This is a genomic window from Duganella sp. Dugasp78, from assembly GCF_059491455.1.
Map to the genome: position 1 here is coordinate 4,769,893 of NZ_CP168506.1, position 21,648 is coordinate 4,791,540.

Consider the following 21,648-nt stretch of genomic DNA (forward strand, 5'->3'; position numbering starts at 1 on the left):
AGAAGAAAACAAAGTATGGAAATCAAACGACTGCATGTAGGCAAGCGCCTGTCCGAAGTGGCCATCCACAACGGCACCGTGTATCTGGCGGGCCAGATCGCCGACGACAAGACGCTGGACATCCAGGGCCAGACCCGCGAAGTGCTGGGCCACATCGACCGCCTGCTGGCTGAAGCCGGCAGCGACAAGACCTGCATCCTCAGCACCACCATCTACATCGCCGACCTGGCCGATTTCGGCGGCATGAACGAAGTGTGGGACGCCTGGGTGCCGGGCGGCCACACGCCGCCGCGCGCCACGGTGGAAGCCAGGCTGGCCGATCCGGCATGGCGGGTGGAAATCATCGTCGTCGCAGCGCAGCGCTAGGGGCATCATGGTTTCCATCACCGCGCTCACGAGCGCCACATCGGAGCAGCTGGTCCTGGGCCTGTCGCCCGACGACAGCGCCCGCATGCTGTCGGCGCTGGACTTCGCCGGCGGCGCCTACAGCGACAAGCTGTGCGTCAGCGGCCAGCCAGCGATCGACTTCGCGGTCGGCGTGGCCGGCACGCTGGCCTTCATGCGCACCGACGTCGAGACCCGCATCGCCGGCCTGATGTTCGAGCTGACCTTGCTCGACACGACGCAGGCGCCCATCATCGAACCGCGTTTCGGCCAGGAGGTCAGCGACCTGGTGGCCGGCGTGCGCCAGCTGATACGCCTGCGTGAGCTGACGCAGACCCAGGGCCAGGGCCAGGGCCAGCAGGGTGCCGTCGCGCGCGGCCGCAACGCCGCGCAGATGGCGGTGGCCCAGGTTGAAACGCTGCGCAAGATGCTGCTGGCGATGGCCTCCGACATGCGCGTGGTGCTGGTGCGGCTGGCGTCGTGCGTGACGACCTTGCGCTACTTCGCCGACATCAAGCTGTTCAACGACATGACCTGCGCCTACGGCCGCGAAACGCTGGACCTGTACGCGCCGCTGGCCAACCGGCTGGGGATCTGGCAGCTCAAGTGGGAGCTGGAGGACCTGTCGTTCCGCTTCATCGAGCCCGAGGCCTACAAGCGTATCGCCAAGATGCTGGAAGAAAAGCGCATGATGCGCGAAGGCTTCGTCACCTCGGCGATCGAGCGCCTGCAGTCGGAGATGGCGGCGGCCGGCATCCAGGCCGAAGTGTTCGGCCGACCCAAGCACATCTACTCCATCTGGAGCAAGATGAAGGGCAAGGAGCTGGACTTCACCGACCTGTACGACGTGCGCGCCTTCCGCGTGATCGTGGCCGACGTCAAGACCTGCTACACGGTGCTGGGCGTGGTGCACAATATCTGGACCCCGATCCCGAAGGAATTCGACGACTACATCTCGCGGCCGAAATCGAACGGCTACCAGTCCCTGCACACGGTCGTGACGGCTGAGGATGGCCGGCCGCTGGAAGTGCAGATCCGCACGCAGGAGATGCACAGCTTTGCCGAGTACGGCGTGGCGGCGCACTGGCGCTACAAGGAAGAGGGCGGCTCCAACTTCGCCGGCCAGAAGTACGACGAGAAGATCGCCTGGCTGCGCCAGCTGCTGGCGTGGAAGACCGACGTCGCCGACGCCGTGGTCGGGCAGGAAGAGCAGCAGCGCGAGTGGGTCGAGAAGCTCAAGTCCGCCGCGCTGGACGACCGTATCTTCGTGCTGACGCCGCAGGCGCGCGTGCTGGAACTGCCGGTCGGCGCCACGCCGGTCGACTTCGCGTACCACCTGCACAGCGACGTCGGCCACCGCTGCCGCGGCGCGCGCGTGGACGGCGTCATGGTGCCGCTGAACACGCCATTGAAGAACGGCCAGACCTGCGAGATCATCACCGCCAAGGGCGCGCCGGGCACGGCGGGGCCGTCGCGCGACTGGCTCAGCGACGAGTACACGGTGGCCACGCGCACGCGCTCCAAGATCCGCGCCTGGTTCCACGCCATCGACATGCAGGAAACGCTGTCGCACGGCCGCGCGATGGTGGAGAAATCCCTGCAGCGCGAAGGCAAGACGGCGGTCAACCTGGAAGCGCTGGCCAATAAGCTGGGCTTTGCCAAGGTGGACGATCTGTTCCTGTCGGTGGGCAAGGATGAATTCAGCCTGCGCCACGTTGAGCAGGCGCTGCATGACACCGGCGAGCCGTCCGAGCCGGAAGACGCGGTGGTGCTGGGCAAGAGCAAGGCGTCCAGCGTGGACCAGGGCGCCAAGTCGGGCGTGCTGGTGGTGGGCACCGACGGCCTGATGACGCAGCTGGCCAAGTGCTGCAAGCCGGCGCCGCCGGACGGCATCGTCGGCTTCGTCACGCGCGGCAAGGGGGTGTCGATCCACCGCGCCACGTGCAAGAACTTCGCCGAGATGCGCGCCAAGGCGCCGGAGCGGGTGATCGTGACGGAGTGGGGGCGTGCCGGGTCGGACACCGTCTACCCGGTCGACATCTTCATCCTGGCGGGCGACCGCCAGGGTTTGCTGCGCGACATTTCCGAGATCTTCTCGCGCGAGAAGATCAACGTCATCGGCGTCAACACACAAAGTGCCAAAGGCTTTGCGCGCATGACCTTCACGGCGGAAATCGGCGCCACCGCGCAGCTGCAAAAAGCGCTGAACGCCATCGCCGAAGTGACCGGCGTGCAGGAAGCGCGCCGCGCTTAAAACCACGGGGGTCAAGTCTGACATTCGGACACGGCCTCTACCGTAGCGGTCGTTACGGTAGAGGTCGTGTCCGAATGTCAGACTTGACCCCCGTCGTTTAGGCGATAATTTTTGCCACGCGCGCCACGATGGCCTGGGCCAGCAGGTTGATGTGGTAGCCGTCGACGAAGCCGTGGTGGGCCAGCACCGACATGGTCATCGTCAGCTTGCCGTCGGCGCGCGGATCGCTGAAGCGGCCCCAGGCCAGCGAGGGAATGTCGTAGCTCTCGTGGCGGTAGATCGGATGCTCGATCGCCACCAGCTTCAGCCATGGCATGCAGGTGATGTGGACGTTGCGCTTCTTGTCGAGCGGGCTCAGCGCCTCGGTGGTGTTGACCAGCGCGTCGCTGGCTTCGGCGAACTTCTTCGCCTCCACGCTGCGCGCAACGAACTCGCGCAGGTCCGACGAGAGCGTGAAGCGCGCGAAGTTCAGGTTGTTGTCCCGGTTGAGCACGGTGTACGAGGCCATGAAGTCGTCGATCTTGATGACCTCGCCCTCGTGGACGCGGTACATGAAGTTGTCGATTTCCCTGAGCGAGTTCAGCACGCAGTACAGGAAGACGTGGAACGGCGGCAGCTGTTCGGCCTTGCAGAACGGGCGGAAGTCCTGCACCTCCAGTTCGAAGCTCAGGTTGACCAGCGGATTTTCAAATGCGGCAAAGGCGTTGTATCGGTCGCGGCGTTTTTCAAAGTTATGCATCGTGGGCTACTTCTGCCTGTAAAGTGATGTGGTCGATACCATGCTTTTCCAGCAGCATGGCCTTGATGGCGTGCAGGATCTCGGGCCAGTGCGCGAGGTCGGCGATCTCCACGTGGCCGATCAGCGCCGGGTGGCCCGGCGACATATCCCATACATGCAGGTCGTGCACCGAGCGGACGCCGTCAATTTTCCCCAGGTCCGCGCCGACGCGCAAATAATCGATCTGCTCCGGCACGCCGCCCATCAGGAAGTGATACGACTCGCGCAGCACGTCGATGGTGGATTTCAGAATCAGCAGCGCGACAAAGATCGACAGCAGCGGATCGATCCGCATCCAGCCGGTGTAGTAGATGACGGCGCCGGCGATCAGCGCGGCCACCGAGCCCAGCAGGTCGCCGATCACATTGACCAGCGCCGCGCGTGTATTCATATTGCTGTCGCCGCGCGACAGCATGTAGGCCAGCGCCAGGTTGATGAGCAGGCCGATGCCCGCGACGATGAACACGGTACCGCCTTGCACCTGTTCCGGCTGCGTGAAACGCTGCGCAGCCTCGTAGACGATCCAGCCGACCAATACCAGCAGCACCAGGCTGTTGACGAAGGCGGCCAGCGCCTCGGCGCGGCCGAAGCCGAAGGAGTGGCGCGCCGACGGCGGCCGCTTGGCGATCAGTTGCGCCAGCAGCGCCAGGCCCAGCGCGGCAGCGTCCGTGACCATGTGGCCGGCGTCGGAAATCAGCGCCAGCGAGTTCGACATGAAGCCAGTGACGACCTCGACAACCGCGAACCCCAGCGTCAGCACCAGCGACCACGCCAGCACGGACGGGCTGCGCTGCACATTGTAGTGGGCATGTTGGGCGTCGCCGTCGCGGTGTTCGTGCAGGTGGGCGGAGGGGGAGGGAGGCAGCTCTACGCTAGTGTTGGCGCGGGTTTCGGCTTGCATGGGCTTCTTGTTGTGATGGGGACGGCCATAGTTTACAGGATGTCGATGGCGCGCGTATCGCGGCGTCATAGTGCATTTTGTAAATGTTTCCTTTGAATGCCCTTGTTTTTCTTCGGATCGCTCTCTATAATGCTGGTCTTCGGGCGGTTAGTTCAGCTGGTTAGAATACTTGGTCGACATCCAAGGGGTCGCAGATTCGAATTCTGCACCGCCCACCAGATTACGTAGCACAGTAGTAAAAGCGCAGTAAAATAGCAGTACAGTGCAGTACCCCCGGGCGGTTAGTTCAGCTGGTTAGAATACTTGGTCGACATCCAAGGGGTCGCAGATTCGAATTCTGCACCGCCCACCAGAACATGTAAGAGCGAGAAAGGCAATCCGGTTATGACACCGCGAACTACTACCAAGCTTTGGGAGTGACGCTAGTCGATCGGTATTCTTTTGCTCAAAAAAAGAGAAAACGCGGCTAGCCCGCGTTTTTTTTCGTCCGCGTTTTTATTATCATTTTTTGCACTACTACCTGGCGCCCGCGCCGAAATGGAGATCGTTATGCTTTCAGTTCGCCTTCCTGATGGTTCTGCCCGTGAATTCGACGGCCCAGTCACCGTTGCACAAGTGGCGTCCAGCATCGCAACCAGCCTGGGCAAGGCCGCGCTGGCCGGCAAGGTTGACGGCAAAGTGGTGGATACCTCTTTCCTGATCGAGAAAGATTCCGATCTGGCCATCATCACCGACAAGGACCCTGAGGGCCTGGACGTGATCCGTCACTCGACCGCCCACTTGCTGGCCTACGCCGTCAAGGAGCTGTTCCCTGATGCGCAGGTGACCATCGGCCCGGTCATCGAAAACGGTTTCTACTACGACTTCTCGTACAAGCGTCCGTTCACGCCTGACGACCTGGTCGCGATCGAAAAGAAAATGGCCGAGCTGGCCAAGAAGGACGAGCCGGTCACCCGCAAGGTGCTGCCGCGCGACGAGGCCGTCGCCTACTTCAAGTCCATCGGCGAAGCCTACAAGGCCGAGATCATCTCGTCGATTCCTGCCGACCAGGACGTGTCGCTGTACACCGAAGGCAGCTTCACCGACCTGTGCCGCGGCCCGCACGTGCCGTCGACCGGCAAGCTGAAAGTGTTCAAGCTGATGAAGCTGGCCGGCGCCTACTGGCGCGGCGACAGCAAGAACGAAATGCTGCAGCGTGTCTACGGCACCGCCTGGACTAAGAAGGAAGACCAGGAACAGTACCTGTTCCAGCTGGAAGAGGCGGAAAAGCGCGACCACCGCAAGCTGGGCAAGCAGCTGGACTTCTTCCACTTCCAGGACGAGGCGCCGGGCCTGGTGTTCTGGCATCCGAAGGGCTGGACCATCTGGCAGCAGGTCGAGCAATACATGCGCAACAAGTACCAGGTCAACGGCTACCAGGAAGTGAAGGCGCCGCAGATCCTGGACTCCAGCCTGTGGGGCAAGACCGGCCACTGGGACAACTACCGCGAAAACATGTTCGTGACGGAGTCGGAAAACCGCTCCTACGCGCTGAAGCCGATGAACTGTCCGGGCCACGTGCAGATCTTCAACAGCAATATGCGTTCGTACCGCGACCTGCCGCTGCGCTACGGCGAGTTCGGCCAGTGCCACCGCAACGAACCGTCGGGCGCGCTGCACGGCATCATGCGCGTGCGCGGCTTCACCCAGGACGACGGCCATATCTTCTGCACCGAAGAGCAGATCGAGCCGGAAGTGGTGGCTTTCCACACGCAAGCGATGGAGGTCTACAAGGACTTCGACTTCAACAACATCGAAGTCAAGCTGGCGCTGCGTCCGGACAACCGCATCGGCACCGATGAAGTGTGGGACGAGGCCGAGGACGCGCTGCGTTCGGGCCTGCGCGCCTGCGGCGTGACCTGGACCGAATTGCCGGGCGAGGGCGCGTTCTACGGTCCGAAGATCGAGTACCACCTGAAGGATTCGCTGGGCCGTCCATGGCAGGTCGGCACCATGCAGGTCGACTTCTTCATGCCGGAGCGCCTGGGCGCCGAATACGTGGCGGCCGACAACAGCCGCCAGGTACCAGTCATGCTGCACCGTGCGATCGTCGGCTCGATGGAGCGCTTCATCGGCATCCTGATCGAGAACTACGCGGGCGCCTTGCCGACCTGGCTGGCGCCGGTGCAGGTGTCGGTGCTGAACATCTCCGACGCGCAGGGCGAATATGTGGCGCAAGTGGCTGAAAAGCTGCGCCGCAGCGGCTTCCGCGTGCAGACCGATTTGCGCAACGAGAAAATAACCTATAAAATACGCGAACATTCCGTCCAAAAACTGCCCTACATCCTTGTGGTTGGCGATAAAGAGCGGGATGCCAATACCGTGGCTGTGCGGGCACGGGGCAATGTCGATCTGGGCGTCATGTCCATCGATGCCCTGATCGAGCGACTTCAGCAAGACGTCGCCAACAAAGCCTGATCGCACAGCTCTTCATTAGATTTTAAAAGGAATCACCATAGCTACTGACAAGTCGCATCGCATCAATGGCGAAATCACTGCCCCTGAAATGCGTTTAAGTGGGGTCGATAACGAGCCTCTCGGTATCGTGACTTTGGCCGAAGCCTTCCGCCTGGCGGAAGAAGCAAACGTCGACCTGGTCGAGATCGCGCCTACCGCGGTCCCGCCGGTCTGCCGTTTGATGGATTACGGCAAATTCAAGTATTCGGAGCAGAAGAAGGCTCACGAAGCGAAATTGAAGCAGAAGATCATCGCCGTGAAGGAAGTCAAATTCCGTCCGGGTACCGATGACGGCGACTACAATATCAAGCTGCGTAACCTCATCAAGTTCCTCGATGAAGGCGACAAAACCAAGATCACGCTGCGCTTCCGCGGCCGTGAAATGGCGCACCAGGATATTGGCTTCCGTATGCTGGAACGCCTGAAAGCCGATCTGGAGCCGTACGGCCAGGTCGAGCAGTTCCCGAAGATGGAAGGCCGTCAGATGATCATGGTCCTGTCTCCGAAGAAAAAGAAGTAACATTTCGTCATTCCCGCGCAGGCGGGAATCCATGCGGAGCTGGCTCAGTATGGACTCCCGCCTGCGCGGGAGCGACGGCGGAAGGCGCCCCAGTGGCGCCTTTTTTAATTTGTGGTGCAGAATTGCAGCAACTGGTCTATAATTGCCGGCTGTTGTAATGTAGTGGACTCGCATCTGCTGCAAAAACAAGTGAAAGCAGGCATCTAAGCGTGACGTAGTGTCACCACCTGCAATCCTGTTTGATATGGAGCTACCCAAGAGGGTAGATTGCTATGCCAAAAATGAAAACCAAAAGCTCCGCGAAAAAACGTTTTCGCGTGCGTCCGGGTGGTACTGTTAAATCGGGTATGGCGTTCAAGCGCCACATTCTGACCAAGAAGACCACCAAGAACAAGCGTCAGCTGCGCGGCACCCGTAACATCAACGCTTCGGACGTCACGTCTGTTATGCGTATGATGCCAACCGCTTAATCTCACAACTAAGGAGTTACTATGCCTAGAGTAAAACGTGGGGTTACAGCTCGTGCCCGTCATAAAAAAGTATTAAACATGGCCAAGGGTTACCGCGGTCGTCGCAGCAAGGTATACCGTATTGCCAAGCAAGCAGTGATGCGCGCTGGTCAGTACGCTTACCGCGACCGTCGTAACAAGAAGCGCGTCTTCCGCCGTCTGTGGATCGCTCGTATCAACGCCGCTTCCCGTGAGCATGGCGTGACGTACAGCGTCTTCATGAATGGTCTGAAGAAAGCTTCGATCGAACTGGACCGTAAAGTCCTGGCCGATATGGCAGTGATGGACAAGCCAGCGTTCGCTGCGATTGTCAACGCTGTGAAAGCAAAAATCGCTGCCTAATACGCATTGATTTGGACGCGCGGTCCCGGCAACGGGTCCGCGACTGAGAACGGGGCAAAGGTTGATACCTGTGCCCCGTTTTTGATTGAGGATAAGAAAAACGCATGGACTCCCTGGAACAACTCGTCGCCTCAGCAGTGCAGGATTTCGACGCGGTCAAAGATGACGCCGCCGCACTGGAAAATGCCAAAGCCAAATATCTGGGCAAGACCGGCCAGATCACCGAATTGATGAAGGGTCTGGGCAAGCTCGACCCTGAAGCGCGCAAGGCGCAGGGCGCCCTGATCAATGCTGCCAAGGGGCAGATTGAAGCGGCGCTGACGGCCCGGCGCGACGCGCTGGCCGACGCCCAGATGCAAACCCGCTTGAACGCCGAGGCCATCGATGTCTCGCTGCCTGGCCGCGGACGCGCCGGCGGCGGCATCCACCCGGTGATGCGGACCTGGGAGCGGGTGGAAGCGATCTTCCGCTCGATCGGTTTCGACGTGGCCGACGGCCCCGAGATCGAAAATGACTGGACCAACTTCACCGCGCTCAACAGCCCGGAAAACCATCCCGCCCGTTCGATGCAGGACACCTTCTACATCGAGGGCAACGACAGCGAAGGCAAGCCGCTGCTGCTGCGCACGCACACCAGCCCGATGCAGGTGCGCTACGCACGCAGCCACACGCCGCCGATCAAGGTGATCGCGCCGGGCCGCACCTACCGCGTCGACAGCGACGCCACCCACTCGCCAATGTTCCACCAGGTCGAAGGCCTGTGGATCGCCGAGAACATCAGCTTCGCCGACCTCAAGGGCGTGTACCTGAACTTCGTCAAGGCCTTCTTCGAGACCGACGACCTGCAGGTGCGCTTCCGTCCGTCGTACTTCCCGTTCACCGAGCCGTCGGCCGAGATCGATATCGCCTTCGGTTCCGGTCCGCTGAAGGGCCGCTGGCTGGAGATTTCCGGTTCGGGCCAGGTCCATCCTTCGGTGGTGCGCAACTTCGGCCTCGACCCGGAAAAGTACATCGGCTTCGCGTTCGGCTCCGGCCTGGAACGCCTGACGATGCTGCGCTACGGCGTCAGCGACCTGCGCCTGTTCTACGAAGGCGACCTGCGCTTCCTGAAGCAGTTCAACTAATACGAGACTGAAGCGCCGTCATTCCCGCGCAGGCGGGAATCCATGGAACGCAGGCTAAGCCGCTTCAGCATGGATTCCGTAGCGACGGACCGCCGCTTGCGCGGGAACGACGGGGCAACGATAACTAAAAGGCTTGATTATGCAATTCTCCGAAAACTGGCTCCGTACCATGGTCGATCCGAAGATGACTTCGGACGAACTGGCCCATCTGCTGACGATGTCCGGCCTGGAAGTGGAAGAAGTCGAAGCCGTGGCGCCGCCGTTCTCCAACGTGGTCGTCGGCCACGTGCGCGAGATGGCCAAGCATCCGAACGCGGACCGCCTCAACGTCTGCCAGGTCGATGTCGGCACCGGCACCTTGCTCAACATCGTCTGCGGCGCGCCCAACGTGCGCCCCGGCCTGAAGGTCGTGTGCGCGATGGCCGGCGCCATCCTGCCGCCCGGCGCCGACGGCAAGCCGTTTGAAATCAAGGTCGGCCAGCTGCGCGGCGTCGAGTCGCAGGGCATGCTGTGCTCGGCCAAGGAACTGAAGCTGTCGGAAGAGGGCAGCGGCCTGCTGGAACTGCCGGACGACGCCCCGGTCGGCCAGAACTTCCGCGACTACTACGCGCTCAACGACCTCAAGTTCACCATCAAGCTGACCCCGAACAAGGCGGACTGCCTGTCGGTGCTGGGCGTGGCGCGTGAAGTGTCGGCGCTGACCGGCGTGGCGTTGCACGTGCCGGCCTTCCGCCCGGTCGCCGTCAACAGCGCCGAAGTGCTGCCGGTGAAGATCTCGGCGCCGGACCTGTGCGGCCGCTTCTCCGGCCGCGTGATCCGCAACCTCAACGCCAAGGCCGCCACGCCGGACTGGATGAAGCAGCGCCTCGAGCGCAGCGGCCAGCGCTCGGTGTCGGCGCTGGTGGACATCTCCAACTACGTGATGCTGGAGCTGGGCCGTCCTACCCACGTGTTCGACCTGGCCAAGATCCACGGCGGCCTGAACGTGCGCTGGGGTAAGGCCGGCGAGACGCTCAAGCTCCTGAACGGCAACACCGTCACGGTCGACGAATGGGTCGGCGTGATCTCGGACGACAAGGAAATCGAATCGCTGGCCGGCATCATGGGCGGCGACGCCACCGCCGTCTCGCTGGACACCGAGGCTATCTACCTGGAAGCGGCGTTCTGGTGGCCGAACGCCATCCAGGGCCGCGCCCGCAAGTACAACTTCTCGACCGACGCGGCGCACCGCTTCGAGCGCGGCGTCGACTACGCCACCACGGTCGAGCACATCGAGCGCATCACCTCGCTGCTGATGGAAATCTGCGGCACGCCGACCACGCAGGTCGGCCCGGTCGACGACCAGATCGTCAACGTGCCGAAGCGCGCGCCGGTGCAGATGCGCACCGCCCGCGCACAGAAAGTGATCGGCGTGGCGCTGGACGACCAGACCATCGCTGACATCTTCACCCGCCTGGCGCTGCCGTTCACGCTGGCAGATGGCGTGTTTTCCGTAACGTCGCCGTCGTACCGCTTCGACATCGAGATCGAGGAAGACCTGATCGAGGAAGTCGCGCGCGTCTACGGTTTCGAGAACATCCCGACCGTGGCGCCGGTGGCTGCCAACACCATGATCATCGCGCCGGAAAACACCCGCTCGCTGTTCGCGGTGCGCCACCAGCTAGCCGACCTGGGCTTCCAGGAAGTGGTCAACATGAGCTTTGTGGACGCGGCCTGGGAGCAGGATTTCGGCGGCAACGCCAACCCGATCAAGCTGCAGAACCCGATCGCCAGCCAGATGAACGTGATGCGCTCGACGCTGATCGGCAGCCTGGTGGCCAACGTGCGCTACAACCTGAACCGCAAGGCCAGCCGCGTGCGCCTGTTCGAGATCGGCGCCATCTACCTGCGCGACGACAGCGTGGCCGACGGCGCGCTGACCGTCGCCGGCTACCACCAGCCCAAGCGCGTGGCCGCCATGGCCTACGGCAACGTGGCCGACGAGCAGTGGGGCCAGGACAACCGCGCGGTCGATTTCTTCGACCTCAAGGCCGACCTGGAGCACCTGTTCGCGCCGCTGTCGCTGCGCTTCGTCAAGGCCGGGCATCCGGCGCTGCATCCGGGCCGCTCGGCGCATGTGCTGCTGGACGGCAAGGTTATCGGCTTCATCGGCGAGCTGCACCCGCGATGGCTGCAAAAATACGAACTGCCGCACGCGCCGGTGGTGTTCGAGGTGGATGCTATTGCTTTGCAGCAACGATCCGTGCCAGAATATACGGAAATCTCCAAGTTCCCGGGCGCCACCCGCGATCTGGCGGTGGTCGTCAAGCAGGCTGTGCCGGCGCAGGATTTGCTGGACGCATTTAATGCTGCTGTGCAAATGAGTCCGCAGGGCAAGATCGTGCAAGCCATTGTTTTGTTTGATGAATATCGGGGCAAAGGACTGGAGGCGGACGAAAAATCGCTTGCTTTCCGCTTTAGCTTGCAAGATACTCAAAATACGCTGCAAGACGATGTGGTGGAAGCTGTGATGGCCGCTGTCGGCGACGCCGCCCAGCAAAAACACGGCGCCCGTCTGCGTAGCTAGGCAGCCGGGATTGTTGTAAAATCATCATTTTTTCGACCATTCGGGAGTCCGGCCTTTGCCGGACTCATTCGTTCTTAGATAAGGCAGGGCAGGAAAATTAATAATAACGACGTAGATTCCGCCGTACTCCAATCCGCATTGGCTGCCGATTTGCATCGGGCCATGCAGGTGGCCAAGGTACGCCAGGATGCGGAAAAAGATTTGCCTACGCTGACCAAGGCGGAGCTGGCCGAACTGTTGTTCGAACAGGTCGGCCTGAACAAGCGCGAGGCCAAGGACATGGTGGAGACCTTCTTTGACGAGATCCGCAACGCGCTCGAGCGCGGCGAGGCCGTCAAGTTGTCCGGTTTCGGCAATTTCCAGCTGCGCGACAAGCCGCAGCGCCCGGGTCGCAACCCGAAGACCGGGGAAGAAATCCCGATCACGGCGCGCCGCGTGGTGACCTTCCATGCCAGTCAAAAACTCAAGGGCATGGTCGAAGAGAGCAATCCGATGGCGCGCGCCGCCTGAGTGGGACTGAGCCGTGATGAATGACCGCCTCGCCAAATCCGAACTGGTTGTGCTGCCGCCGATCCCGGCCAAGCGCTATTTCACGATCGGTGAAGTGAGCGAGCTGTGCGGCGTGAAGCCGCATGTGCTGCGCTACTGGGAGCAGGAGTTCACGCAGCTCAAGCCGGTCAAACGGCGTGGCAACCGCCGCTACTACCAGCACCACGAAGTGCTGTTGATACGCCGCATCCGCGAACTGCTGTACGAACAGGGTTTCACCATCAGCGGCGCCCGCAATAAGCTCGACAGCCGTGCGTATGATGGCGCGGCGGCGGAGTATGATGGCGGCTTGGCTGTCAACGGCTTGCCGGCCGCGGACGTTCCTGCTCCGCTGGACCGGGAAATGATACGCGGCGAATTGCAGGCGATCTTGACATTGCTCAAGCAATCCTAGTTTGTACTGCTGTCGCGAAGCGCGGCTAGCGGCATGATTGCTGCTATAATTTCAACATTATTCATATCAGCTACGCTGATAGACGGTGGCGTGAAGTCCGGTGGGGCCTATGGCGCACAGCCGGACAAAACGAGGGGAAACAATGATACGCGTTGCCATTTGTGACGACCATCAGATAGTTAGAGCGGGATTCAAACAGATTTTTTCATCGTCGGAAGATTTCGACGTGGTGGCCGAAGCGGGGACCGGGCGCGAGGCGCTGGACATCGCGCGGCGCGAAATTTGTGACGTGCTGCTGCTGGACATCGCCATGCCCGACCAGAGCGGCATCGACACCCTGCGCACCATCCGCCAGGGCCAGCCGGATCTGCCGGTGCTGATCCTGTCCGGCTATCCGGCGCAGCAGTACGCCCTGAACCTGTTCAAAATGGGGGCCAACGGCTACCTCAACAAGGAATGCGAGGCCGACGAGCTGATCTCGGCCGTGCGCACCGTGTACCAGGGCCGGCGCTATGTCAGCTCGACCGTCGGCGAGCTGCTGGCGCAAAGCTTCGATCGCGATCCCAACACGGCGCTGCATACCGAGCTGTCGGACCGCGAGTTCCAGGTCTTCCTGCGTCTGGCGCGCGGCGCCACGGTGTCCGACATCGGCGTGGCGCTGTCGCTGAGCATCAAGACCGTCAGCACCTACCGCACCCGCATCATGGAAAAGATGGGCATGCAGTCGAATTCCGACCTGACCTACTACGCGATGAAGAACAATCTGCTCGATTGATCGCGCCGGGGCGCGCACCATTGCGGCGTGCTCCAAAAGCATTCCTTTCCTCATCGGTCTATAATCCGGCTAGTGTGGCGTATGTTCGCCTCGGATCAAACCTTGCGAAGGAAGCCCCTCAGGATGTATTTCACTGTCGAAACAGCGCCGCATCATCGCCTGCCGCTGTACAAGACCGTCTTGTGCGTGACCTGTGCGTTGCTGCTGATCGTCAACGGATTCAGCCTGTTCCACAATTTGCAAGCGCTGCGCGGCGCCCAGGTCCAGCTGGGCCAGACCGCGCGCGTGGCCGACCGCCTGCAATACCTGAACGTGCTGGTGCTCGATGCCGAGAGCAGCATGCGCGGCTATTTCCTGTCCGGCCGCGACGCCTACCTGGGCCCCACCAGGACCGCGCTGGCCGAAACCGAGATCGAATTCAAGGAGCTCGACAAGCTGCTTGCCGATAATCCGTCGCAGTTGAAGAACCTGGCCCAGCTGCACACGCTGGTGCGCCGCCGCCTGAGCATCATGAGCCAGGCCATCGACGTCTACCGCGAGGGCGGGCTGGAGGAGATCGTCAAGATCGCCAAGCTCAGCGACGGCCGCGCCAGCATGGACGAGATCCGCCTGCAAGTGGTGATCATGGAGCAGGAGCAGAACGAAACCCTGGTCTCGCGCAGCGCCATGTTCTACCAGGAATACCAGAAGGCGGTGCTGCTGGGCATGGGCATCAACGCCCTGGCCATCGTGGTGCTGGTCATGTTCTACCAGCTGGTGCGGCGCAGTTTCGCCAACCGTGCCCAGGTCGAGCACGCGCTGCAAAGCGCCAATGAAAACCTGGAATCGCAGGTCGAGCAGCGTACCGAGCAGTTGTCGGTGCTGTCGCGCCACCTGATCAGCATCAGCGAGGAAGAAAAAGTGCGGCTGTCGCGCGAGCTGCACGACGAGCTGGGCGCCAACCTGACCTCGATCAGCATGGATATCGCCGCCGTCACCCAGCAATTGCAGAAGACCGATCCCGAACTGGCGACACAGCTCAAGCGCGCCCGCGCCACGCTGGTGGAAACCGTGGAAATGAAGCGCCGCATCGTCGAGAACCTGCGCCCCAGCCTGCTCGACAACCTGGGCCTGTGCGCCGCCATCGAAAGCTATTGCAACGAATTCAGCCGCCTGGCCAAGGTGCGCTGCGATTGCGACGTCGACGCCGACATTGAAGACGCGGCCCGCCAGTCGGGCGACCTGTCGATCGCCTTGTTCCGCATCGTGCAGGAATCGCTGACCAATATCCGCAAATATGCCAAGGCCAGCCGCGTCACCGTCACCCTGAGCCTGAACCCCGGTGGTTTAACGCTGCGCATTATTGATGACGGCATCGGCATCGCCTCCAATACCATCGTCAAGCCGATGTCGCATGGCCTGCTGGGGATGCGCGAACGCGCCTTGCTGTTGGGCGGCACGCTGACGATACGCCGCGGCCGTAACGACGCGGGTACCTGCATCGAAGTTTCCATACCGTTGCGCAATCGTGCGCCGAATGAAGAGCGCCGCGCCGATGCCGGCCTGGCGGCATCGACGCTGCCGCCGGCCATCAGCGAAGTGCTTAACAGCGTGCTACATCCACCAGCAGACGGTCGTATTCCGTCTTCGCCACCTTGTAACACTCACCCGCATACGCCTCCAAGCCTGAGCGATCAAGCACAGTGATGTTGCCGCGGCGGTAGGTGATCAGGCCGTCGTCCTGCAACTTGCCTGCGGCGGCGGTGATGCTTTCGCGGCGCACGCCCAGCATGATGGAAATCATTTCCTGCGTGACCTTGAGTTCGTTCGATGGCGAGCGGTCCAGGCGGTCCAGCAGCCAGCGGCACAGCTTTTGTTCGATCGAGCTGTGGCGGCCGCCGACGGCGTTCTGCGCCATCTGCGCGAACAGCGCGGTGTTGTAGCGCATCAGCAGCGCGGGCAAGGCGCCGCCCTGGTTGAAGGCATCGCGCAGATGCTGGGCCTTCATGCGGTAGCCGTAGCCAGCCGCCTGCACCACGGCGCTGCACATGGCGCGCTCGCCTTCGAACAGCGACACGCCGACCACGCCTTCATGTCCTACAACGGCGATCTCGGTGGTGGCGCCGTCTTCCATCACATACAGCAGCGAAACGATGGCGGTGGTCGGGAAGTGCACGTATTCCATCGCGCCGCCGAATTCAAACAATTCTTTGCCAAAGGGCAGGGTCACCAATTCCAGGTGCTCAAACAGCGATTCCAGCACGTCGCGTGGGAGTGCGGCCAGCAATTCGTTCTGCAGGGTGCCGCTGTAGCTGACAACAGGCCGCGACGCAAGCGTGTATTCTTTCGACTTCACCGCCAGGCGTGGCGCTGCGGTTTTGTCGGTTGCGTTAAGTTGGGTGTTGTTCATTTTGTTCCTCACAATCTGGCTGTACAAGAGCACCGAAGCTGCGCTTCAGTGTTGCCATCACTTTATGGTCTTTGTTAGATTGCGAACATAAGAGGAGGGGACGCACAAATGTAGGCTTGCAACATGGCACTTTGTAGTCCTGGTCCTACATGAGCCCTGTTGTTCTCCGCGGGGCGCGTGCATAATGCACAAATCCAATTCGACTGGCGCACAGAACATGCATGTACTCGTGGTGGAAGACGACGCCGTCCTGGCCGATGGCCTGAACCGGGTCTTGAGCGGCCACGGCATGGCGGTCGAGGTGGTCGGCAACGGCACCCAGGCCGACGCGCTGCTGCAGCGCGCCGAGCACACCGAGGTGGTGGTGCTCGACATCGGCCTGCCCGGCATCGACGGTTTCGAGGTGGTGCGGCGCCTGCGCGCGCGCGGCAGCCAGGTGCCGGTGCTGCTGCTGACCGCGCGCGACGCCATCGAGGACCGGGTGCGCGGCCTGGAGCTGGGCGCCGACGATTACCTGGTCAAGCCCTTCGCCACCGCCGAGCTGGTGGCGCGGCTGCGCGCGCTGGCGCGCCGCAACACCCCCAAGCCCACCGTGCTGGCGCTGGGCGACCTGGCGCTGGACATGTCGGCCAAGCGCGCCCGCGTGCGCGACAAGACCATCGAGCTGTCGGTGCGCGAATGGGCGGTGCTGGAATACCTGCTGCAGCACGGCGCGCGCGTGGTGTCCAAGCAGCAGATCATCGACGCCATCCTGCCGTGGGGCGACGACCTGACCCTGAACGCGGTGGAAGTCTACATCTCGCGCCTGCGGCTGAAGATCGCCGACGCCGGCGTCTCGATCCGCACCATCCGCGGCTTCGGTTACATGCTGGAGCAGGCCCCGGCCCCGCACGCATCATGAACAATGAATAGCATCCGGCTGCGCCTGCTGAAGTGGCTGATCGGCCCCATCCTGCTGATCAACCTGGCCGGCGGCGCGCTGACCTATATGCTGGCCTGGCTGCCGGCCCAGCTGGCGTTCGACCAGGGCTTGTCCGGCGCGGCCGCCGCGCTGGGCGCGCGCCTGGGCGCGGACGGCGGCCAGCTGCGCATCGACCTGCCGCGCCAGGCCGAGCAAGTGCTGCGCAGCGACGACACCGACGCCGTCTATTTCGTGGTGCGCGACCAGGCGGGCCGGACCATCGCCGGCGACGCCGACTTTCCGCCGCTGCCGCGCGCGGGGGCGGAGGAGGGCGCAAGCAAGCCGGCCCTGGCCTTTGACGGCGCCGTGCGCGGCGAAGCCGTGCGCGGCGTGGCCTTGCGCCTGACGTTGCCGGTGGCAGGCGGCGCGCCGCTGCAGGCCAGCATCGGCGTCGCCAAGACGCTGCGCAAGCGCACCCAGATCCGCCAGGCCGTGGTGCGCGCGCTGGTGCTGCTGGAATCGCTGTTCGCGCTGGCCTGTGTCGGCCTGATCTGGTTCTCGGTCAGCAACGGCCTGCTGCCACTGAACCGCCTGCGCGCCGGCCTGAACGCGCGCGACGGCGACGACCTCGAACCGATCGCGGCGGCGCAGGTGCCCTACGAACTGGAGCCGGTGGTGTCGGCCTTCAACGGCCTGCTGGACAAGGTCAGCCGGGGCGCGCACGCGCGGCAGGAGTTCCTGGCCAATGTCGCGCACCAGCTGCGCACGCCGCTGGCCGGCCTGAAGACCCAGCTCGAATGGCTGGGCGCGCGCCACGCCGAGCCGGAGACCGCGCAGTCGCTCAAGCTGATGCTGTCGGCCACCGAACGCATGATACGCAAGACCAACCAGCTGCTGGCCCTGGCCCGCGCCGAGCCCGGCCATTTTGAAAAGACCCGGCTCGAGCCGGTGGCGCTGGACGCGCTGGTGGAGGTCGCGATCCAGTCCTTCGTCGACCAGGCCACGCTCAAGGCGATCGACCTCGGCTTCGATCTGCAGCCGGTCACCATCCTGGGCGACCGCTTCCTGCTGCGCGACCTGATCGACAACCTGATCGACAACGCCATCCGCTACACGCCGGCGCGCGGCACGGTGACGGTGGCGTGCCGGCCGGACGGCGAGGGCGGCTGGCTGACCGTCGAGGACAACGGCCCCGGCATCCCGCTGGGCAAGCGCGAGCAGGTGTTCAGCCGCTACGTGCGGCTGGACGACAAGACCACCGGCAGCGGCCTGGGCCTGGCGATCGTGCGCGACATCGCCGCCGTCCACGGCGCCAGCCTCACCGTCGCCGAGGCCGCCGGCGGCCGGGGCGCGCTGTTTTCTGTGCATTTCCGCTAGTTTTTCCCGCCTTTTCGCTGCCTTTTCACTCGCGTCAGGAATTTGTCAGCATTTCCTCAGGGAAATGCAAGCTAGGGCCGCTACACTCCAGTCATCGGAAAACCAGGCGGGAGCGGGCCATGAAGCGTGTCCAAAAAGGCTTTACCTTGATCGAGATTATGGTCTCCGTGGCCATCGTCGGCATTTTGATGGCGGTGGCGATCCCGGCCTACAGCGATTACGTCAAGCGCGGCCGCCTCAGCGAAGCGTTCACCGCGCTGGGCGGCGCCCAGCCGGCGGCCGAGCAGTTCTGGTCGAACAACCGCACCTACGTCGGCTTCAACGGCGCCAGCACCTTTCCGACCAACAGCAGCTACTTCACCTACGCGCTGAGCGGGGCCAGCGCCTCCAGCTACACGCTGACGGCCACCGGCATCGGCAAGATGAACGGCTTCATCTACACCATCGACCAGAACGGCACCCACGCCACCACCGGCAGTCCGGCCGGCTGGGGCACCAGCACTTCGTGCTGGGTCGACCATAAAGGTGGCGCATGTTCCAACTGACGCCGCCGGCCCGGCGCCGCCAGCGTGGCCTCACGCTGCTGGAGCTGCTGCTGACGCTGACCATCTTCGCCTTCATGCTGGGGATCGGCATTCCGAACGCCAGCAACTGGTTGCTCAGCAACCGGGCGCGCAGCGCCAGCGAATTCTATGCGGACGGCTTCAGCCTGGCGCGCCGCCAGGCCGTGATGCACAACAGCTTCAGCCGGATTTCGCTGACGCCCAACGTCAACAGCGGGCAGATGGACTGGCAGGTCGATATCTGCTTTGTCTCGCCGGCCACCCAGTGCGGCGCGGCCGAGGACGGCTGGTCGAGCGTCAACGCGCCGGCCGCCAACGATCCCGAGGGCGCGGCCGGCTACAAGTCGGTGCGCCGCGCGGCCGATGCGCTGCCGAACTCGGAGGTGCTGCTTCCGACCACCCAGCCGGAGGGCAGTTCGCAGGTCTACTACACGCCGATCGGCTGGGTCGACACCCGCTTCGGCCAGCGCCTGACCAGCTTGCGCCTCGACCCGGCCACCCGGTACGCCGGCGAGGTGCCGGTGGTGGCGCTGGTGATCACGCTGGCCGGCATGGCCAGCAAGTGCGATCCGCGGCTTCCCCACACCGACACCAGGGCCTGTCCTCCATGAAATCCGCTCCCCAACCCACCAAGCACCGCCGGCCCGGGCGCCGCCAGGGCGGCATCGCGCTGCTGGAGGCGATGCTGGCCATTGTCATCCTCGGTATCGGCCTGATCGGCACTGTCGGCCTGCAGGCGCGCGCCTACTCGGCGCTGTCGGACGCCAGCTTGCGGGCCGAGGCCACGCTGGCCGGCGAAAAACTGCTGGGCACCATGAACGCCGACAGCAACAACCTGCTGAACTACGGCGCCATCGAGGGCGGGGCGGCCACCGCCGCCACCCAGCCCTGGGTGGACGAGACCAAGGCGGCGATTCCGGGCGCCATCGTCGGCGTGGTGGTGACGCCGCAGCAGCTGCGGATCCAGGTGGATATCTCCATCAAGTGGAAGCGCAAGTCCAGCGACGCCCTCAACCAGCATCTGGTCACCTCCTACATCGCGCTCTGACATGGACATCCATACCTCACGCCGCCGCGGCGGCTTCTCGCTGGTGGAACTGATGGTCAGCGTGGTGATCGGCCTGCTGGCGCTGCTGTTCGCCACGCGCCTGATCATCAGCGGCGAACAGAACAAGGATGCCGCCGTCGGCGGTTCGGACAGCATGCAGAACGGCATGCTGGCGCTGTTCTCGCTCAGCGCCGACGCCACCGAGGCCGGCTGGGGCCTGAACGATCCGATGCTGGCCGGCTGCGACACCGTGTTCTCCGACGCCAACGGCTACGTGCTGGCGACCGCTCAGCGCGGCGGCGCCAACTTCACGCCGCTGGCGGCGGCGGTGATCCAGTCCAACGGCGCCGACCCGGATGTGATCTCCTTCAACAGCGGCACCTCGCAGGCCGGCGCCGGCTCGGTCAAGCTGTTTGCCGACTACACGGTCGGCAACACCATCACGGTCGACAGCAAGAACCCCTACGCCTTCAGCAACGGCGACGTGCTGGTGATCGCGCCGATGACGCCCGGCTCCGGCCAGTGCAGCCTGTTCCAGCTGTCCGGCTTTGGCCCCGCGCCCAACAGCACCATCCTGGTCGCCACCGGCGGCGCCTACCGCTTCAACCCGGCCGCCGGCCTGCCCAGGCCCTACAAGCAGAACCTGGCCTACATCTACAACCTCGGCTCGCCCACGCTGCTGCATTTCCACACCTGGAGCGTGGCCAACGGTGTGCTGCTGCTGCGCGCCAGCGAGCTGCCCGGCGCCGAACAGGCCGGCGTGTCGGTGACCGACAACGTGGTCAGCATCAAGGCCCAGTACGGCTTCGACGCGCGCCCGCCCGGCCCCAATCCCTACGACCCCAATCCGGGCGCGGACGGCATGCAGATCACCACCTGGAGCGGCACCATGATCGACGCCGACAGCGACGGCGTGGTCGGCAGCCCCGGCGACTTCCAGCGGGTGGCCGCGGTGCGCATCGCCGTGGTGGCGCGCAGCAAGAACACCGAGAAGCCGAACTCGGCCGGTCAGTGCACCGCCACCACCGTGCGGCCCACCGTGTTCGCTGGCGCCGCCCCGGCCGGCGTGGCGGCGGTGCCGGTGCAGGTCAACGTGGCGGTGGCCGGCGACAGCGTGTCGTGGCAGTGCTACCGCTACCGCGTGTTCGAGACCATCGTCCCGATCCGCAACGCCCAATGGAGGCCGTGATGCGCCAGTCCACCCGACAACGCGGCATCGCGCTGCCCATCATGCTGATCATGCTGACGGTGATGCTGGTGAGCAGCATCTACCTGCTCAAGTCCAGCACCTCGACCACGCTGACCACCTCCAACCTGGCGTACGACGCCTCGCTCAGCAAGGCGGCCGACCTCGGCATCCACACGGCCTTCGCCTACCTGCGTTCGATGCCCAGCGCCTCGCTGCTGGAAAACAACCAGCCGGCCAACGGCTACGTCGCCACCCTGACGCCGACCTGGACCGCCAGCACCCCGGCCTTCTGGCAGGGCTCGGTCACGCTGGCGGCCGACGCCTCCGGCAACCGGGTCGAGTATGTGATCCACCGGTTGTGCGACTTTGCCGGCGCCTTCAACGCGCCCGGCAACCGCTGCCTGCTGACCTCGGCGCGGCCAAACTCCAAGACCCCCCAGCCCTACGGCAAGAGCGGCCGGGTCGACAGCCCGAACTACCTGGACCAGCCGCAGCTGCACTACGTGGTGACGGCGCGCATTGTCGGCGCCCGTGGCGGCAATGTGGTCACGCAAGCAGTTGTCATGAAAGGGCCGTGAGGCCGTCGTCT

Annotated in this window: 22 protein-coding genes and 2 tRNA genes; 21 read left to right on the forward strand and 3 right to left on the reverse strand. The window is 63.5% G+C overall.

All coding sequences use genetic code 11. The features are described 5' to 3' along the window. Positions 1-15: 15 nt before the first annotated feature. The gene (locus tag ACEN9O_RS21215) at positions 16-366 is read left to right on the forward strand and encodes a RidA family protein (protein WP_495613793.1); all 351 of its coding nucleotides are present in this window, start codon (positions 16-18) and stop codon (positions 364-366) included. 7 nt (positions 367-373) lie between these two features. Continuing rightward, positions 374-2,638, forward strand: a complete 2,265-nt coding sequence (locus tag ACEN9O_RS21220) for a RelA/SpoT family protein (protein WP_495613794.1) — start codon at positions 374-376, stop codon at positions 2,636-2,638. A 97-nt stretch (positions 2,639-2,735) separates the two neighbouring features. Here ACEN9O_RS21220 and ACEN9O_RS21225 read toward each other — a convergent pair whose 3' ends face one another. Together ACEN9O_RS21225 and ACEN9O_RS21230 are read right to left on the reverse strand one after the other, a co-directional pair. After that, on the reverse strand, positions 2,736-3,377 hold the full coding sequence (locus ACEN9O_RS21225; protein ID WP_495613795.1) for a CatA-like O-acetyltransferase: 642 nt from the start codon (positions 3,375-3,377) through the stop codon (positions 2,736-2,738). Next, positions 3,370-4,317 (reverse strand): cation diffusion facilitator family transporter, encoded by a 948-nt coding sequence (locus ACEN9O_RS21230; protein WP_495613796.1) that lies wholly within the window; start codon positions 4,315-4,317, stop codon positions 3,370-3,372. Before ACEN9O_RS21230 ends, ACEN9O_RS21225 begins: the two co-directional genes overlap by 8 nt. A gap of 141 nt (positions 4,318-4,458) precedes the next feature. On the opposite strand from ACEN9O_RS21230, the gene ACEN9O_RS21235 reads away from it, so the two are divergent. The 12 genes from ACEN9O_RS21235 to ACEN9O_RS21290 all read left to right on the forward strand — a co-directional run bounded on the left by ACEN9O_RS21235 (position 4,459) and on the right by ACEN9O_RS21290 (position 15,278). Then, positions 4,459-4,535: transfer RNA gene (locus ACEN9O_RS21235), tRNA-Val, on the forward strand. A gap of 57 nt (positions 4,536-4,592) precedes the next feature. Further along, positions 4,593-4,669, forward strand: a tRNA-Val gene (locus tag ACEN9O_RS21240). A 197-nt stretch (positions 4,670-4,866) separates the two neighbouring features. Continuing rightward, complete coding sequence (thrS, locus tag ACEN9O_RS21245; protein WP_495613797.1) at positions 4,867-6,774, forward strand: threonine--tRNA ligase; 1,908 nt, start codon at positions 4,867-4,869, stop codon at positions 6,772-6,774. 19 nt (positions 6,775-6,793) lie between these two features. Further along, positions 6,794-7,333, forward strand: a complete 540-nt coding sequence (infC, locus tag ACEN9O_RS21250) for a translation initiation factor IF-3 (protein WP_301546328.1) — start codon at positions 6,794-6,796, stop codon at positions 7,331-7,333. Positions 7,334-7,605: 272 nt separating this feature from the next. Beyond that, positions 7,606-7,803, forward strand: coding sequence for a 50S ribosomal protein L35 (gene rpmI / locus ACEN9O_RS21255; protein WP_008449407.1), 198 nt, complete (start codon positions 7,606-7,608; stop codon positions 7,801-7,803). Between the two features lie 21 nt (positions 7,804-7,824). After that, positions 7,825-8,184 (forward strand): 50S ribosomal protein L20, encoded by a 360-nt coding sequence (gene rplT / locus ACEN9O_RS21260; RefSeq protein WP_070359934.1) that lies wholly within the window; start codon positions 7,825-7,827, stop codon positions 8,182-8,184. A 104-nt stretch (positions 8,185-8,288) separates the two neighbouring features. Continuing rightward, the gene (gene pheS, locus ACEN9O_RS21265; RefSeq protein ID WP_495613798.1) at positions 8,289-9,308 is read left to right on the forward strand and encodes a phenylalanine--tRNA ligase subunit alpha; all 1,020 of its coding nucleotides are present in this window, start codon (positions 8,289-8,291) and stop codon (positions 9,306-9,308) included. Positions 9,309-9,447: 139 nt separating this feature from the next. Further along, positions 9,448-11,874 carry a phenylalanine--tRNA ligase subunit beta gene (gene pheT / locus ACEN9O_RS21270; RefSeq protein ID WP_495613799.1) on the forward strand — a complete coding sequence of 809 codons (2,427 nt, stop codon included), beginning with the start codon at positions 9,448-9,450 and terminating at the stop codon, positions 11,872-11,874. Between the two features lie 162 nt (positions 11,875-12,036). Next, on the forward strand, positions 12,037-12,384 hold the full coding sequence (locus tag ACEN9O_RS21275) for an integration host factor subunit alpha (protein ID WP_019919772.1): 348 nt from the start codon (positions 12,037-12,039) through the stop codon (positions 12,382-12,384). Between the two features lie 16 nt (positions 12,385-12,400). Further along, a complete protein-coding gene (locus ACEN9O_RS21280; RefSeq protein WP_495613800.1) occupies positions 12,401-12,817 on the forward strand; it encodes a MerR family transcriptional regulator in 417 nt (138 codons plus the stop codon). Positions 12,818-12,959: 142 nt separating this feature from the next. Then, positions 12,960-13,592 (forward strand): response regulator, encoded by a 633-nt coding sequence (locus ACEN9O_RS21285; RefSeq protein ID WP_495613801.1) that lies wholly within the window; start codon positions 12,960-12,962, stop codon positions 13,590-13,592. Positions 13,593-13,715: 123 nt separating this feature from the next. Continuing rightward, entirely contained in the window at positions 13,716-15,278 is a 1,563-nt protein-coding gene (locus ACEN9O_RS21290) for a CHASE3 domain-containing protein (protein WP_495613802.1), read from the forward strand. On the opposite strand, the gene ACEN9O_RS21295 is transcribed toward ACEN9O_RS21290, so the two are convergent. After that, positions 15,175-15,981, reverse strand: coding sequence for a Crp/Fnr family transcriptional regulator (locus tag ACEN9O_RS21295; RefSeq protein WP_495613803.1), 807 nt, complete (start codon positions 15,979-15,981; stop codon positions 15,175-15,177). The two genes, ACEN9O_RS21290 and ACEN9O_RS21295, sit on opposite strands and share 104 nt — an antisense overlap. Before the next feature lie 217 nt (positions 15,982-16,198). On the opposite strand from ACEN9O_RS21295, the gene ACEN9O_RS21300 reads away from it, so the two are divergent. The 7 genes from ACEN9O_RS21300 (at position 16,199) to ACEN9O_RS21330 (ending at position 21,637) form a co-directional block, all read left to right on the forward strand. After that, a complete protein-coding gene (locus ACEN9O_RS21300; RefSeq protein ID WP_495613804.1) occupies positions 16,199-16,882 on the forward strand; it encodes a response regulator transcription factor in 684 nt (227 codons plus the stop codon). 3 nt (positions 16,883-16,885) lie between these two features. After that, positions 16,886-18,259, forward strand: a complete 1,374-nt coding sequence (locus ACEN9O_RS21305) for a sensor histidine kinase (RefSeq protein WP_495613805.1) — start codon at positions 16,886-16,888, stop codon at positions 18,257-18,259. A gap of 119 nt (positions 18,260-18,378) precedes the next feature. Next, positions 18,379-18,804, forward strand: coding sequence for a type IV pilin protein (locus ACEN9O_RS21310; RefSeq protein WP_495613806.1), 426 nt, complete (start codon positions 18,379-18,381; stop codon positions 18,802-18,804). Continuing rightward, positions 18,792-19,433, forward strand: coding sequence for a prepilin-type N-terminal cleavage/methylation domain-containing protein (locus tag ACEN9O_RS21315; protein WP_495613807.1), 642 nt, complete (start codon positions 18,792-18,794; stop codon positions 19,431-19,433). The genes ACEN9O_RS21310 and ACEN9O_RS21315 overlap by 13 nt, the downstream gene beginning before the upstream one ends. Next, positions 19,430-19,870: a type IV pilus modification PilV family protein gene (locus ACEN9O_RS21320; RefSeq protein WP_495613808.1), complete on the forward strand. Its 441-nt coding sequence runs from the start codon at positions 19,430-19,432 to the stop codon at positions 19,868-19,870. The genes ACEN9O_RS21315 and ACEN9O_RS21320 overlap by 4 nt, the downstream gene beginning before the upstream one ends. A gap of 1 nt (position 19,871) precedes the next feature. Beyond that, positions 19,872-21,059: a PilW family protein gene (locus tag ACEN9O_RS21325; RefSeq protein WP_495613809.1), complete on the forward strand. Its 1,188-nt coding sequence runs from the start codon at positions 19,872-19,874 to the stop codon at positions 21,057-21,059. Further along, positions 21,059-21,637: a pilus assembly PilX family protein gene (locus tag ACEN9O_RS21330; protein WP_495613810.1), complete on the forward strand. Its 579-nt coding sequence runs from the start codon at positions 21,059-21,061 to the stop codon at positions 21,635-21,637. The genes ACEN9O_RS21325 and ACEN9O_RS21330 overlap by 1 nt, the downstream gene beginning before the upstream one ends. Positions 21,638-21,648: the final 11 nt, after the last annotated feature.

What these genes read in the sequence shown, in the direction of transcription:
- ACEN9O_RS21310 (WP_495613806.1), top strand. Translation starts at nt 18,379, where the DNA reads ATGAAGCGTGTCCAAAAAGGCTTTACCTTGATCGAGATTATGGTCTCC.
- ACEN9O_RS21295 (WP_495613803.1), bottom strand. Translation starts at nt 15,981, where the DNA reads ATGAACAACACCCAACTTAACGCAACCGACAAAACCGCAGCGCCACGC.
- ACEN9O_RS21220 (WP_495613794.1), top strand. Translation starts at nt 374, where the DNA reads ATGGTTTCCATCACCGCGCTCACGAGCGCCACATCGGAGCAGCTGGTC.
- ACEN9O_RS21275 (WP_019919772.1), top strand. Translation starts at nt 12,037, where the DNA reads ATGCAGGTGGCCAAGGTACGCCAGGATGCGGAAAAAGATTTGCCTACG.
- ACEN9O_RS21225 (WP_495613795.1), bottom strand. Translation starts at nt 3,377, where the DNA reads ATGCATAACTTTGAAAAACGCCGCGACCGATACAACGCCTTTGCCGCA.
- ACEN9O_RS21305 (WP_495613805.1), top strand. Translation starts at nt 16,886, where the DNA reads ATGAATAGCATCCGGCTGCGCCTGCTGAAGTGGCTGATCGGCCCCATC.
- ACEN9O_RS21325 (WP_495613809.1), top strand. Translation starts at nt 19,872, where the DNA reads ATGGACATCCATACCTCACGCCGCCGCGGCGGCTTCTCGCTGGTGGAA.
- ACEN9O_RS21280 (WP_495613800.1), top strand. Translation starts at nt 12,401, where the DNA reads ATGAATGACCGCCTCGCCAAATCCGAACTGGTTGTGCTGCCGCCGATC.
- pheS (WP_495613798.1), top strand. Translation starts at nt 8,289, where the DNA reads ATGGACTCCCTGGAACAACTCGTCGCCTCAGCAGTGCAGGATTTCGAC.
- ACEN9O_RS21230 (WP_495613796.1), bottom strand. Translation starts at nt 4,317, where the DNA reads ATGCAAGCCGAAACCCGCGCCAACACTAGCGTAGAGCTGCCTCCCTCC.
- rplT (WP_070359934.1), top strand. Translation starts at nt 7,825, where the DNA reads ATGCCTAGAGTAAAACGTGGGGTTACAGCTCGTGCCCGTCATAAAAAA.
- ACEN9O_RS21215 (WP_495613793.1), top strand. Translation starts at nt 16, where the DNA reads ATGGAAATCAAACGACTGCATGTAGGCAAGCGCCTGTCCGAAGTGGCC.
- ACEN9O_RS21285 (WP_495613801.1), top strand. Translation starts at nt 12,960, where the DNA reads ATGATACGCGTTGCCATTTGTGACGACCATCAGATAGTTAGAGCGGGA.
- pheT (WP_495613799.1), top strand. Translation starts at nt 9,448, where the DNA reads ATGCAATTCTCCGAAAACTGGCTCCGTACCATGGTCGATCCGAAGATG.
- ACEN9O_RS21300 (WP_495613804.1), top strand. Translation starts at nt 16,199, where the DNA reads ATGCATGTACTCGTGGTGGAAGACGACGCCGTCCTGGCCGATGGCCTG.
- ACEN9O_RS21330 (WP_495613810.1), top strand. Translation starts at nt 21,059, where the DNA reads ATGCGCCAGTCCACCCGACAACGCGGCATCGCGCTGCCCATCATGCTG.
- ACEN9O_RS21290 (WP_495613802.1), top strand. Translation starts at nt 13,716, where the DNA reads ATGTATTTCACTGTCGAAACAGCGCCGCATCATCGCCTGCCGCTGTAC.
- rpmI (WP_008449407.1), top strand. Translation starts at nt 7,606, where the DNA reads ATGCCAAAAATGAAAACCAAAAGCTCCGCGAAAAAACGTTTTCGCGTG.
- ACEN9O_RS21320 (WP_495613808.1), top strand. Translation starts at nt 19,430, where the DNA reads ATGAAATCCGCTCCCCAACCCACCAAGCACCGCCGGCCCGGGCGCCGC.
- thrS (WP_495613797.1), top strand. Translation starts at nt 4,867, where the DNA reads ATGCTTTCAGTTCGCCTTCCTGATGGTTCTGCCCGTGAATTCGACGGC.
- ACEN9O_RS21315 (WP_495613807.1), top strand. Translation starts at nt 18,792, where the DNA reads ATGTTCCAACTGACGCCGCCGGCCCGGCGCCGCCAGCGTGGCCTCACG.